At 58.3% G+C, this 12,864-nt stretch carries 12 protein-coding genes and 2 pseudogenes; 7 read left to right on the forward strand and 7 right to left on the reverse strand.

Annotated elements, in window-relative coordinates; all coding sequences use genetic code 11:
- Positions 1 to 20: 20 nt before the first annotated feature.
- Positions 21 to 383, forward strand: a pseudogene (locus tag HUK72_RS24650) (helix-turn-helix domain-containing protein); the annotation flags it as partial.
- A 112-nt stretch (positions 384 to 495) separates the two neighbouring features.
- Here the strand turns inward: HUK72_RS24650 and HUK72_RS24655 are convergent.
- The 5 genes from HUK72_RS24655 to HUK72_RS24670 all read right to left on the reverse strand — a co-directional run bounded on the left by HUK72_RS24655 (position 496) and on the right by HUK72_RS24670 (position 5,367).
- The gene (locus HUK72_RS24655) at positions 496 to 834 is read right to left on the reverse strand and encodes a transposase (RefSeq protein WP_255326006.1); all 339 of its coding nucleotides are present in this window, start codon (positions 832 to 834) and stop codon (positions 496 to 498) included.
- A gap of 413 nt (positions 835 to 1,247) precedes the next feature.
- Entirely contained in the window at positions 1,248 to 2,357 is a 1,110-nt protein-coding gene (locus HUK72_RS24660) for an IS110 family transposase (protein WP_176599464.1), read from the reverse strand.
- Between the two features lie 108 nt (positions 2,358 to 2,465).
- A complete protein-coding gene (locus HUK72_RS27080) occupies positions 2,466 to 2,618 on the reverse strand; it encodes a hypothetical protein (protein ID WP_218036278.1) in 153 nt (50 codons plus the stop codon).
- 213 nt (positions 2,619 to 2,831) lie between these two features.
- Positions 2,832 to 4,061 (reverse strand): SRPBCC family protein, encoded by a 1,230-nt coding sequence (locus HUK72_RS24665; RefSeq protein WP_176599152.1) that lies wholly within the window; start codon positions 4,059 to 4,061, stop codon positions 2,832 to 2,834.
- A gap of 43 nt (positions 4,062 to 4,104) precedes the next feature.
- Positions 4,105 to 5,367, reverse strand: a complete 1,263-nt coding sequence (locus HUK72_RS24670; RefSeq protein ID WP_176599153.1) for an aminoglycoside phosphotransferase family protein — start codon at positions 5,365 to 5,367, stop codon at positions 4,105 to 4,107.
- 586 nt (positions 5,368 to 5,953) lie between these two features.
- Here HUK72_RS24670 and HUK72_RS24675 point away from each other — a divergent pair.
- From HUK72_RS24675 to HUK72_RS24690, 4 genes are all read left to right on the forward strand, one after another.
- Entirely contained in the window at positions 5,954 to 6,586 is a 633-nt protein-coding gene (locus HUK72_RS24675) for a TetR/AcrR family transcriptional regulator (RefSeq protein ID WP_176599154.1), read from the forward strand.
- Positions 6,587 to 7,064: 478 nt separating this feature from the next.
- Positions 7,065 to 7,490 carry an organic hydroperoxide resistance protein gene (locus HUK72_RS24680; protein WP_176599155.1) on the forward strand — a complete coding sequence of 142 codons (426 nt, stop codon included), beginning with the start codon at positions 7,065 to 7,067 and terminating at the stop codon, positions 7,488 to 7,490.
- A complete protein-coding gene (locus HUK72_RS24685) occupies positions 7,487 to 7,999 on the forward strand; it encodes a MarR family winged helix-turn-helix transcriptional regulator (protein ID WP_218036279.1) in 513 nt (170 codons plus the stop codon). Before HUK72_RS24680 ends, HUK72_RS24685 begins: the two co-directional genes overlap by 4 nt.
- Complete coding sequence (locus HUK72_RS24690) at positions 7,999 to 8,616, forward strand: glutathione S-transferase family protein (protein WP_176599156.1); 618 nt, start codon at positions 7,999 to 8,001, stop codon at positions 8,614 to 8,616. The genes HUK72_RS24685 and HUK72_RS24690 overlap by 1 nt, the downstream gene beginning before the upstream one ends.
- A gap of 87 nt (positions 8,617 to 8,703) precedes the next feature.
- Here the strand turns inward: HUK72_RS24690 and HUK72_RS24695 are convergent, their stop codons facing one another.
- A complete protein-coding gene (locus HUK72_RS24695; RefSeq protein ID WP_176599157.1) occupies positions 8,704 to 9,267 on the reverse strand; it encodes a nuclear transport factor 2 family protein in 564 nt (187 codons plus the stop codon).
- A 94-nt stretch (positions 9,268 to 9,361) separates the two neighbouring features.
- Complete coding sequence (locus tag HUK72_RS24700) at positions 9,362 to 10,153, reverse strand: NADPH-dependent F420 reductase (protein WP_255326050.1); 792 nt, start codon at positions 10,151 to 10,153, stop codon at positions 9,362 to 9,364.
- 1,190 nt (positions 10,154 to 11,343) lie between these two features.
- Between HUK72_RS24700 and HUK72_RS24705 the strand changes: the two genes are divergently transcribed.
- The gene (locus tag HUK72_RS24705) at positions 11,344 to 12,318 is read left to right on the forward strand and encodes a hypothetical protein (protein WP_176599159.1); all 975 of its coding nucleotides are present in this window, start codon (positions 11,344 to 11,346) and stop codon (positions 12,316 to 12,318) included.
- A gap of 238 nt (positions 12,319 to 12,556) precedes the next feature.
- Positions 12,557 to 12,796: pseudogene (locus tag HUK72_RS27090) on the forward strand (DUF427 domain-containing protein).
- The last annotated feature ends 68 nt before the right edge of the window (positions 12,797 to 12,864 follow it).

Consider the following 12,864-nt stretch of genomic DNA (forward strand, 5'->3'; position numbering starts at 1 on the left):
GAACGACGGGAGCGAGCGAGATGGTGCGAGGTCGGCCTGTTGAGGCCCTGATTTTGACGGCGGACGAGCGTAGCTATTTGGAACGGCAAGTGCGGCGTCATCGGGTGGCGCGCTCGCTGTCGGAGCGTTGCCGTATTGTCTTGCGCTGCGCCGATGGCATGCAAAGCAAGCAGGTGGCCGGCGATCTTGGCGTGAGCGAGCGCACGGTCGGCAAGTGGCGCGCGCGGTTTTTGCACGATCGCATCGACGGTTTACTCGACGAGCCACGCTCCGGTCGTCCGCGCTCGATCGACGACGATGCAATGGCAGCGGTGATCGAACGAACGCTGCGAACGCTCCCTGCTGATGCGACCCACTGGTCGATCCGTTCGATGGCACCGGAAAATGCATCGCCGCCATAATCGGCGCTCACCAGCGCCGCCAGGGCATCAGGCCCTTTGCGAAAATCCACCGGGCGTGTCGCCACCATGACCCGCGTGCCCGGCCCGATCCCGATCACGGCTGTACCTGCAACGCCTGGATCACCGCCGCCACCAGATCGGCCTTAGCAGAACGTCCAATCCGAACGACGGCGCCTCCTACCTCAACCTCTATTGCGACATCGCTCGACAATGGCTTGGGACTGTCGGCCATGACCGGCACAAACTTCGGTTCCGCATTGCTGGTGGCCCGACCCGCTTCCAACGCATAGCGCAGCTCCCGGCGCCAAGTGTAGAGCAGCGACGTGCGAATATCGTGCTGGCGGGAGAACTCAGCGATGTTGCCGCAACGCGCCATCTCCCCGACTATCGCCAGCTTCTGCTCCAGCGTCCAGATCCGTCGCCGACCTGCCATGCTGCGGAGCACTTCAGGGCGGCGGATAGGCTCCAGATCAACTCCAGTGTGGGTGTCCAGTGCGCTCGTAAGGCTGTGGGCTTCCATACCGCCCACCGTCTGCCTCAATCACCACGCCGTGCAAGGTGGGTGGGAAACAGCGCTCTGATGTCCGCTGTCAACGCTTGAGGCGAGCGCCATGGGCCGCCGGATAGCGGGGCCTTGCAGATGATCGCGCATAGGTGGGGACAGGACCTGAAGGACGTCGGTGAACAAGCTCTGATGCGCGGGTTGGATACCGCAGTACCGATTGTGCGTCTTGGGGCCGTCCCAGTCTTACTGCGGGCGTCAGCCAATGGCTGGCCACAAAGCGTCTGACGGGCATTCCCCTGCCGTGGCCCTGCCCCCGCCTGTGCGCGCGGATGTTGAATCATTCAGGTTGGCTGCGCAGCCCGCCCAACTGACCACATGAAGGCGGCCAGTTCTCGCGCGACGGCCGTGCACACGACCGTTGTCCGCTTACCTCGGGCGCTCAACTTCCGATATCGTGATGTCAGCCGCGACTGTGCTTTCCAGGCGATCTCGCGCACCGCTGGCGAGAGCTGCTCATGGATGTAGAGTTTCTTCACGCCAATCTTCGGGGGGTGGCGATAGGTCCATGCACTTTCGACGAGCATGTGGCGGACGCGGCTGTTGCCGGCCTTGGTGATGCCGCCTCGCTTTACGGATGCTCCGGTCGATCGCTCGCTGGGCACCAGGCCGAGATAACCCATAAGCTGGCGTGGGTTTTCGAAACGCGTGATATCGCCCACTTCCGCAGCGAAGGTCACGGCAACGACGAGGTCAACGCCGCGCAACGCCTGTAAAGCCCGGACGAGTTGCTGAAGAGACCAACTCGGCAGAAATTCCTCGATCGCCTTCTCGATACGCCGGATGCGTTCGCCGGCGATCCGCACGGCATCGACCATCTTCTGCAATGCGATCTGATGGGCAGGATGATCGAATTGCTGTTCCTGAAGCCAGCGCATGTAGCGCATCGTCCAATGTGTCTTGCGCGGGTAAGTCCGGCCATGCTTGAGCATGAAAGAGGTGATGTGCTGGCGATGGACCCGGAGCGTCTCCACCGCCGCGGTTCGCGCTCGAACGAGATCCCGCATCGCCTCATGGTCCTCGTCAGGAACCCAGACCGCCGTAAGCTCGCCGGCGCGCAGCAATTTTGCAAGGCCGATCGCGTCGCGGCGGTTCGTCTTCACCTGGTCGCCAGGGCGGCGGGGAATCAGCGAGGGGGCCACGACCGTGCACTTATATCCCATCGAACGGATCAGGCGATAGAGACCGTAGCCGGTCGGACCCGCCTCATAGCAGAAATGTACGCAATCATGCTTGGCCGCGAGCCTCTTCACGACGCGGCGCATCGTCGCTTCACTGGCGTCAAACTCGCCCAGATAACGTACCTCGCCACAACGTGCACCGTCGGCGACGGCAATTGCGTTCCGCGCCTTTGCCACATCTATTCCGACGAAAACTTCTGTAGAATGCTCCACGGCTCGTCCTCCTGCGATGAGGATCGGCTCGGCCTCTCCGAGCAACCCTCGCCACCACAGTGTAGGGCGAGCCACCCTCAGCCAAAGAGCGGACATACGGTCTTACCTTCAGGGTCGTGTCCGCGGTGATTCTCTAATCGCCAAAGTCAAGTCTTCGATGAGTTTTGCGCGGTAGAGGTCGAGGAGGTCACGCGCTTCGCGGCGGCGGACTTCTAAGGGCGAGGCGACCTCGCGCTCCAGCGCCTTCACTTCATCAGCCACTCGGCCGGGACGCCAGCGCTTTAGCATAGACGTTTAAATCATGCCACACAATCGAAACGCCAGTACCCAGCGCCTTAATTTCGCTTTCCGCCTGTGGTCCGGATGCCGCTCGACCTATGGGGTCGAACGGCATCCGGACCAATCAAGAACGGTCAACGATGGCTGCGCTTCCGGTTCGATTGGCTCCGCATCCCCGTCAACGCACCGGCTTTATCATCCTACCGCCGACAAAGCAGGTTGTTTTGCGTCGCCTTCTGGTCCGTTACCGAAATACTCATGCAGCGACTCATGAAGGTGCTGCACTCCGATTTCATTACGGCCGATTACGAAATATTCCTGGCCTGGAGCCCTCAAATTATCCTGGGTGGTCTGAACCATGGGATAATCTTCAGTCCGGACTAGATTATGGGAATTGGCCGACCAGTTCCGGATTTCCTCTTCAAGCGGCGTGCCGACGAACTCGACATCGATCAGCGTGCGAGAGATTGTGATCGACTTGTCAGGGGCGTCACCTGGCCAGACCTGATTGGAGAAAATGCGCGTATGAGGCTCTCGACCCTCTGGACCGGAGGAAAATGCGGTGTCGCTGGCGAAGCTTATCTCCGTGCTGGGGAATAACGTAACCGCAATCTGCACATTGCGCCGCAGGTCCTCAATGGACGACGGATCGCACTCCCGGATGCCCAGCGCCGGCGTGTAAAAGCGCGTGTGAAGACCCATTTTCTCGAACTTCATGATCGATGGATACATGAAGGACGACAAGGTGGTGGGGTGCAAAGGCCCCAGATGATAGGATTCGCGGAACCCCTCGTCGGTCAGCTTCCAGTTCGCGGCGGGCATTTCTACGCGGCTGGCGAGCCTGTATCTGCCGTAATCGGCCTTTTCAATCGCTTCACTCATTTCAGGCCCGAGGAATTCATCGAGATCGAGCTTGACTCCGGGTGTCAATATTCCCCAGATGAGGCCCGCCCGCTCTTCGACGGGCAGCGCGATAAGTCCGAGGCAGTTTTTGTCGACCTCGCCAAAATTCTCCCTTTCCGCGATCGCTAGCAATTTGCCGTCCAGCCCGAAGGTCCAGGCATGGTAAGGACAGGTCATGCGCGGCCCGCTGCCGGAGCCATCTGGAACCACCTTGGCGCCACGATGCCGGCATGCATTGATGAACATCCGCACCTCGCCGGTTTTGAGTCGCGTTAGGACCACGGACACGCCCGCCCGCGTGATTGCCAAATAGCTTCCCGGTTCCGGCAGTTCACCCGAAAATGCCAGCATGGCTGGCGTCGTGCGGAACATCTCGACTTCCCGCTGCCAAAGATCGGGGTCGGTATATTCCTTCACCGGTATCTTCATCACGTCGTGTGCCAGCGTCGGCCCCTTCCGGTCCAGCAACTCAATAAGATTATCGTAATATGTACGGAGTTCCGAAAGTTCGTAACCGCGCATGATGTTTCTCCTTTCAGAAATTGAATTCCACTAACCAACAGACTTACGATGCGGAGCGTGCATGTCGTAAGTCTCCAACGTCAGGAGCCGAAGAGGACACGCGACCTTGGCCCCCATCGGCAACTTCAGGAATAAAGCTGTCAAGGCTTTCGAGATCATCGACAGCTGTCGCCAGACGGCCAAGGAAGCAAGCAATGCGGTGGTTCGCCGACGTGCTCTCGGGAATGTTTGGCGACGGGGTGACCTGGACCGTCCAATAGGCGAGAGCTGAGAGCATCTGTTGACGATACCAGAGGAATGCATCGTCCAGGGAGGGCACGGACGCCACGCCTCTCTCCCGCAACCGGTCGAGATAGCCGATCAGCAGGTCCCGTTCCCAAGCCCGTCGATTTTCTGGCGTCAGCCAAGTCCCAAAGCCATAGGCGAGGTCGCGAGACCAATGGCCAAGATTGGTGCCGCCCCAGTCGGTCAGCCCGACGCGATCGTCCGATGTGATATACCAGTTTCCTAGCTGAGTATCGCCATGGCAGAAGGTCGCCGGAAGCTGGTGATGCATTTCAACCGAGTCGAGCGTCCGCGGCCAGACTTCGGCAGCGCGTTTGAACAGCCGCGATGGGATCAGGTCCTGGGCGGCCAGAAATCCCTTATCGCAATAGGTTTCAAACTCGCTGGCGCGCAGCATGTCCCACATATCCGGCCAGCGAACGAAGCGGCCCTCCAGAATTTTGAAGGCGTCGGGATCTGAAAATGTCGCGTGCATGTTGGCGAGCAGCCGGGTCATGTCCTGCGCTCGTGAAAACGATATGTCCGTGTCCTCGGACATGAACGTGACTTGGCCTTGGACATCTTCGAACAAATTGATCGAATTGCCGCTTTCCATATCATAATTGCTGAACAGAGCTTCTATCACTTCAACGTCGAGACGAGGCCGAACGAAGTCATAGAAGTCCCCCTCCCGGTTGATGCTTTGATTGAGCGCATAGCTGATCCGATGGATCAGATGCTGAGACGCTTTGGCGAAGATGGAAGGAGGCAGGCCCAAGGCGCGACCCTGCTCGTTATATTCCAAGAAGATGCGGCGACGGTTGCTCGTTCCGTCGTCATTCTCGGACAGGCTGAAGCTCGTGACCGCCACCCCTGGCCGATCGGTATAGAGCACTTCGGTCAGCCATTCGGGCGTCATATGTTCGTAGCTGATCGGGATATCGTCGCGATGCACGGCCTTGCGATCGGCCGCCATGTCTTCCTCGTAGATCCGCGTCACACGAGCAACGATGTCTTCCCTTATCTTATCGAAATCTTTCACCTTCGGTCCTCTACACTCTCGGGAATATGGTCAGCCCGCGATCACACGAAACTGGGCAGAAATTGTCGAGGGCCGTGTATGGCTTGGCGCTGTCAGCAATTTCGGGGACGAGCCCGACCTAGCCCATGCAGCCCGCGATGCCGGCTTTGAGTGTGTATTGTTGGTCGAGCATATCGGTAAATTCCTAATACATGCGGGCCGGCAGTATATCGCCGGCCGAAAAATCGATCGGCTTCGCTTCGAGCAGCCGCACAGCGCGAGCCCCTCTGGCGTCGACGACATACCCCTCCCTCGCCTCAAGCCCGGAACGGCTCACTCTACTCAGTAGTTGGCCTCCTTGCTAATCGAGAGAGCAATTAACCTACACACATCATTCTGCTATAGGCGTGACATCAAACCGCATGAGCGATGTTTGCCGATCGCCGTGTGATTCGCTCCGATTTTAGCTACAACGTAACCCACCAAACCGTCAACTTATAAATGAACATTCATTTTATGTTGACGGTCGGTTGCGCTGCGTCCCCCGTATGATATGGCGAACTGCGAATTGATAAAGGTAGACAGCAGTGTCAGGGTTAGGTGTTTAATGGCTCGGTCTGCACAGGCAGAGTTGCGGAGCGAACAACGGGCAGCGCGTCGGCGAGCACAGATCCTCGATGCGGCTAGAGCTTGCGTCCGCGCTGAGGGCTTTCACGCGGCGAGTATGAGCCGCATCGCGGCAGCAGCAGGAATGACGGCTGGGCATATTTATCAATATTTCAAGAACAAGGAGGCGGTGATGTTTGCCCTCTCCGAGCTAGACTTTGAACAACTTATGCTCCACATCCGCCGAGCGGAGCCGCCCTCCGGCTGGAATGAAGATGTCATCATCGAGACGATCGTTGCTGAAATTCCTACGCTTCTTGACTATCACAGCGGTGCGATTGCGCTAGAAATTCAGGCGGAGGCGGGGCGCAACCCTAAGGTTGCAGACCTCGTCTCGCGCATCGACAGTCAGTTTAGAGACGAACTCCGTCGGATGCTGGCGCCTGTCATGGTGGGTCTATCAGACGAAGAAATTGTCGCGCGGACTGAGACCCTTCTGATCATGCTGAAAGCGACAGCGCTTTACGCGGTTACCCATCCCGTTGTCGATGTAGGTGCCGTGTCCTTAGGGTATAAACGCGCCTTACGAGGGCTGTTGTCACCGGCGACGTTGCCCCCGCCGATTGATAAATGACGCATCAGACCGTCTGGACATGGATCATCCGGCAGTTGCGAGCGTCCAAAACACTCTGACATTGGGCGCAGAAATAATTCACCTTCGGCCGCAACGTTCTATCCATCGTTACACGAGGCGCTCGTCGCGGTCTGGACGGAAAAGGCAGATAGGGTGCTGGGGGCGGCGACACGACGCCGCGCGGTCATCGCTGACCAATACCATGGACAATGCCAAGCGTTCTAAGGCTGCACGCCTTCTGTGATGGCGAGCATCCATGAGGGACCGGAAAATCCTGTCGTCGCCGGAGCGTGCCCGCAGGAAAAGCGTTCGAGGGGCGGAACGCTGGTCCGTGGTCCAGGCGATCAACGACATAGCCGGAATCATCGTCCGTGAACCTGAGGCTCAGTCTCTAAGTCTGAGAGAGACGAATTTCCATGGAAACTAGATTGCGCGCAATTAAATTGGTTACTATGTGGATCACGGAAGGAGTCTTACCATGAGCAAACTATACTCGACCACCGTCACCGCCGTCGGCGGCCGCACTGGCACTGTCAAAAGCGACGATGGCGTACTCGATCTGCAGCTCGCCCTACCTCAGGAACTCGGTGGCAAAGGTGGCGCGACCAACCCCGAACAGCTTTTCGCCGCTGGCTATGCGGCCTGTTTCGAAAATGCCGTAATCCACGTATCGCGCGGGCAGCAGGATAAGGTGAAGGACGACGATATCGAGGTGATCGGCACTGTCGGTATGGGGCAAAATGCTGAAGGCGGCTTTGAATTGTCGGTCGCGCTTGATGTCACGATCACAGGCATGAGCCAGGATGCCGCGCAGGCCGTGGTTGATGCGGCGCACAAAATGTGCCCCTATTCAAACGCCGTCCGTGGGAATGTCGATGTCGCCATCAGCGTGCATGTGAAATGACCGATCGCGGCATGAATGGTCCGGACGACGATGGTGACATGTTGCGTCTCGATCGTCAGGTCTGCTTTCCCATTTATGCCGCGTCGAACATGCTCAACCGGTTGTATCGGCCGGTGCTCGCCAAGCTGGAACTGACCTATCCGCAATATCTGGTCATGCTGGTATTGTGGCAGGATAATCCCCAGTCGGTGGGCTCGTTGGGTAATGCTCTGTATCTCGACAGCGGTACGCTCACGCCCTTGCTCAAGCGGATGGAGCAGGCGGGGCTGATCACCCGCACGCGCGATACCATGGATGAGCGGCGGGTGGCGATCGGACTGACCCGCAAGGGCCACGACCTGCGCGCCCGCGCCCTTGATGTTCCAGCGACACTGGCCGAAGGCCTTCATCTGTCGCTGGAAGATGCCCATATTCTTCGGGAAAGAGTGTCCGCTCTCATCGCGGCACTCAACGGCAAGGCGGCTTTGCCCCGCTCTCGCGCCCCTTCGCAAGCCAAGAGGGAAAAGTGATGCTGACGGTACATCATTTAGGAATTTCGCAGTCCGATCGCATTGTCTGGCTTTGCGAGGAACTGGGCCTGCCGTACGAGCTCATTCGATATGATCGTGATCCGGTCACCAAGATGGCGCCCCCAGCTTACAAGGCGCTTCACCCCTCGGGCACCGCTCCGGTCATCACCGATGGCGATGTGGTCCTGGCGGAATCAGCGGCGATCATCGACTATATCGTGGCGAAATTCGGCGACAATCGCCTCACCTTGTCGGCGCACGATCCAGAGTTTGCGCATTTTGTCTATTGGTATCATTTTGCTAACGGGTCGCTGATGCCGGCGATCATGGGTATGGCGTCGCCAGGCCCGATAGCCGATGTCATGAAAGCGCGAACCGATTGCGCTCTGGCCATGCTCGATGCGCATCTTGCCGATCGCATCTGGCTTGCCGGGGACAGCTTCACTGTCGCGGACATCATGATTGCTTTCCCGCTTACAACCATGCGTGAATTCATGCCGTACGATCTGTCGCCTTATCCGAACATCCTGGCCTATCTTGCGCGCTTAGGCGCACGTCCGGCGTTCAAGTCCGCCATAGCGAAGGCCGATCCTGGGCTGGAGATAAAGCTGAACTGATCGCATCGGCCGGATAAAGACGACGGGGCGGAACGATAGCGATCGTTCCGCCCCGCGTCATTCTGGCGAGAATCCTCGCCGAACGATTTACGAGCGCGGCACGGTATCTTGGTGCGGCGGACGGGCGGTCAGTGGGCTTCCAGACCAATCCTGATAGATTGGGTCGTCCGGATAACGCGCGCCCCAATTCGACATTTCGGGAACGCCGGAAATGGTCCAGTCCGTGGCGAATTTCCGCACGTCGCTCCAGTCCCAGATGCAGGTCCTGCGCAGGATTTTCCACACGCCGTCCCGCTTCTCGCACAGGTCACGATATCGGCCGCCGTGCATGAATGTGACATCCGGGTCCTTGAATGCGGAAACGCACAGGAACATGCTTTCCCGCTTCGCCATGTTGCCATCGATCTCGCACAGCACGTTGCTGGTGTGATGGCTGCAGGAATAGATCTTGTCGCGATACTGGCCCACCGCATCGGCCCATCCTGGACCATCGCCCATATAGCCGCCATGGTCATCGAAAGAATCCGGCCAATATGTGTCGCGAATACCTTCAATATCCATCCGGTCGGCTGCACGGCAATAAAGCATTAGATTGTCGTGCAGGCCTTTTTCGTCGTAAAGTTCCATCAACTGCGCGTCGGTGAGTGGCATGTTCCACCTCCTCAATATTAGTGTAAACGCTGCTAAAAGCGCGACAGGTCGCAACCTGTCGGCGGCCGGAATTTTCAGCCGGCCGCTTTCTTCTTCAGGCCGTCATCGACCGGTTGATTGCGATGATATCGTCATGCGACAATTCGGCATAGCGGGGGAAGACCTCCTGAAGAATCGCTTCTCGATTGACCGGCGCCTTGGCCTTGTCCGCCGACGCCAGGGCGGGTTCCAGTTCGTTGAGTGTCAATTCGGTGCAATATACCGGCGTTCCGGGCTGCTGCCGCCAGGAATCGGCCAGCGATCCCGAATCCACCGCGTCGAACCCGGTGTCATTCACCAGTTCGATGGCGACGCGCTTTGCCGCTGCGTCGTCGCCTGCGACTGGCAGGGCGATCCGCCCTTCCGCGCCCGCCGGTTTGCCCTTGTCAACAAGTGTCCCTGCTAGCACCGCGTTCCAGGCTTTGACGATCGGGCGGCCGATTTGCTTTGTCACCCAGACGCTCTCCGCGTCGCCCCCGTCAATCCCCTCCATCTGGCCGTCGCGGAACGGATAATAGTTTGAGGTGTCGATCACGACGACGTTGGCGGGAACGTCGGCGAGCACGGTCTTGAGGCTGGGATAGCTGAGGAAGGGGATGGACAGGATGATGACTTCGACATCCTTTACCGCATCTTCCTTGACGACCGTTTCGATGCCATCCACCTGCGCCAGCTCTGCAAGCGTCTCGGGACCCTTCGAATTGGCGACCTTCACGGCATGGCCTGCGCCGGCCAGCTTGCGAGCGAGCGTCGCGCCGATGCTGCCTGCACCGATAATTCCTATCTTCATGTCGGTTCCTTTAATGGCTACGGATGAATGTGATTGTTTTTTGCAATTGCCATGCAGTGCATCGCCATGATGACGCTATGCGCAGGCTCGAGTTTTTAAAGATCGCGGAACAGGCTATCTACTTCTGCTTTGAACCACAGGGGAATGTCGATCCTCGGTCGTGCAGAGCAAATATAAGGTCATGGGACCGATCCTCTGAATCGGCCCGTCATCGGGCCGATTTATCTATCTTGTTTTTCCGACATTTGAAAACCGCCGGTCCCTTGGACGCTTGTGCGAACAACAGCAGGGCAATCATCGGTCGTCGGTTAATAGTCGTACCTAAATCCTAGATCGGTTCCGCAATGTCAACATGAAAGGCTAGAGCACCTGGAGGAGGAACGCTCTAAGGCCGGAAACCGTGCATTTTCATGCCCAGGGGCGCCGTCTCCGCTGCCGCATCCCTGCCGCCCGCGATTAAATAAATGAGCAATCATTCATTGTTGACGTCCGTACGGGTAGAGCATACCAATGGGTCTAGCCAGCCGCGGTGATGAATCTCGGAGGGTGTAAATGCATCCACTATCCTTTCAGTTTCTGCCGGCGTTGCCAGCGCGAAACCGCCGATCGAACGAACGCGCGCTCTTCGCGAAACTGTGGCGCCAAGACCCCGTGAATGTCCTAAATCGGCAACTATTCGCACGGAATATTGCGCGAGAAACGGCAGGCGCAAGAGGGTCGGTGGAGATGCAATTATAGATTACCCGCGGGCGGCGGAGTTTTTGATGGCCGAAGTAAGCGGAAAGCCTTTCGGAACGTTGAAAAGGGAGAGGATTGATGAGGAAGGCTTTTGATGCGGTGCCTGCAACATCGATGCGCTGCGCGCGGATGGCTCTCATAGCCACGGGTGTGACCGGCATGAGTGGCCTTCGAGTAGAGCGCCACCGTGCCGGCGGGGCAGGCGACATCCTCTCATGGAAATGCGCCCGCGTCGGCGTCGGTCGGTGATACTATCATGATCGCTCAGCGTCGTTCGGTACGGCTTCAGGACGTGCCGGTCTCCATACCGCCGTCAGCCGAGAAGTCGCGCAGCGACCGGAGCTGCGCAACGTGCGCGATATCAAGGTGAGCTTCGGTGGGGGAGGGGGTCGGACCATTCTCGCTGCACCGGCCAACGCCGTCGCTTTCACGACTTGGCGCAAGCCATATAAGAATGATGTCCCTGCTGATGAATGTCAGACAGAAACGCTTTACTGAAAGGGTATGACATGACCACAATCCATGACGATCTTCCTCGTCCCGTTCCGCCGATCGCTCAGTTGCGGTACAAGGAAAATTTTTTCTTCATCATCACATGCCCCGAAGTAGGCGTATTCGGCGGAATGCATTTCAACACCGAACCGCTGTTTGGCCGGACGAAATTCCACTTTGATTTCCTGATCAACGGCGAACGCGTGACATATCATAATGTCGCTCCCATTTCCCCGTCCTTCGGCGAAGAACCGTTCGTGTCGGACGGCGTGGCGACGATGACTGTGCATGAATCGCACAAGCTGTTCACTATCGTCATGAAGACGCAAGACCTCACGCTCGACCTGAAGTTCGAAGGCCGCTTCCCTACCTTCGACTTCCACGTCTGCAAATTCGCCGCGCCTGAATTGACATCCTTCCGGGACGTTATGTCATTCGGCACCAACCTGCCGTACGATCATACCGAACAATCGATGCTGGTCAGCGGAACGGTGCAGCGTGGCGGGGACGATGCGATCGCGGTGAACGGCTTGGGCTATCGCGACCATAGTTGGGGGATGCGGGGCGACAACACCGTCGCGTGGCACACCTGGTCGGTCATCAACTTCCCCGATTATACGATTGCGCTCATGAACCAGCGCGCCTTGTACCGTTCGGGGCTTGAGGCCAAGGAAGGCTTCATCGTCGACGCGGCAGGCGCTCGGGTCCTGCGCAAGATCGAGATCACCGCGGCAGATTATTCGGCTGGGAATGTCCTTCCCGACCGCCTGCTGCTTGAAGGGACTGACGTGCTCGGCCAGGAATACCAGCTCGAGGCTGACGTCGCCGGGCGAATGGGTCATGTCGGCCTCATCCCCGAAGTGACGAACAGTAGCGCGCCCTATTCGGTCACGGACAATTTTTGCAACGTCAAGGATATCAAGACCGGTGCCTTGGGCCTCGGCCTGATCGAATTCGGCTTCAAGCCGGGCTGGGCTGACCCCTTCAAATAGACGGAGCGGGTCATGGATGAGGGATCGGCAGTTGCGCACCACCACCCTGCCGTTCCTTCCCGACCGATAAAGGATGGCCCTATGACGACCGACCTGTCGGGCAGGAGGACTAAGGTGCCGAGCGCGGATCACTCGATCGTCACGCGGCCCAACCCGCCTCGCGTGATCGTTAGGGTCGGCGACTTGAATCGCGGACACATTCGACGCCATTACCCTGATGGAAGCTTCCTATCCGCCAATGCAGTATATCCCGCGCCACGACGTGGATATGACGGCGCTTCGTTGATACGCAACGCTCAGCTACTGCCCCTATAAGGGCGAGGCGTCCTATTTCAGCATCCCCAGTGGCGGCGATCGCTTGATCGACGCGGCTTGGATATACGGGTTGCCCTATCCGGCGGTCCAATCGATCCAGGATCATCTGGCCTTCTACGCTGATCGCGTGGGCATGACGCGGCTGGCCGTTCCGATCGGCTGACAAGTGGAAGGGCAATGAGGCGCAGCTTTGTGAGAGGCGCGTGAACATGGTCGATATTTCGACCCGAA

The sequence above is a fragment of the Sphingobium sp. 15-1 genome (genome assembly GCF_013375535.1).
Classification (GTDB): Bacteria; Pseudomonadota; Alphaproteobacteria; order Sphingomonadales; family Sphingomonadaceae; genus Sphingobium; species Sphingobium aromaticivastans.

Coding starts and splice junctions, on each gene's coding strand:
- HUK72_RS24655 (WP_255326006.1), bottom strand. CDS start 834: ATGGCAGGTCGGCGACGGATCTGGACGCTGGAGCAGAAGCTGGCGATA.
- HUK72_RS24665 (WP_176599152.1), bottom strand. CDS start 4,061: ATGCGCGGTTACGAACTTTCGGAACTCCGTACATATTACGATAATCTT.
- HUK72_RS24675 (WP_176599154.1), top strand. CDS start 5,954: ATGGCTCGGTCTGCACAGGCAGAGTTGCGGAGCGAACAACGGGCAGCG.
- HUK72_RS24680 (WP_176599155.1), top strand. CDS start 7,065: ATGAGCAAACTATACTCGACCACCGTCACCGCCGTCGGCGGCCGCACT.
- HUK72_RS24685 (WP_218036279.1), top strand. CDS start 7,487: ATGACCGATCGCGGCATGAATGGTCCGGACGACGATGGTGACATGTTG.
- HUK72_RS24690 (WP_176599156.1), top strand. CDS start 7,999: ATGCTGACGGTACATCATTTAGGAATTTCGCAGTCCGATCGCATTGTC.
- HUK72_RS24695 (WP_176599157.1), bottom strand. CDS start 9,267: ATGCCACTCACCGACGCGCAGTTGATGGAACTTTACGACGAAAAAGGC.
- HUK72_RS24705 (WP_176599159.1), top strand. CDS start 11,344: ATGACCACAATCCATGACGATCTTCCTCGTCCCGTTCCGCCGATCGCT.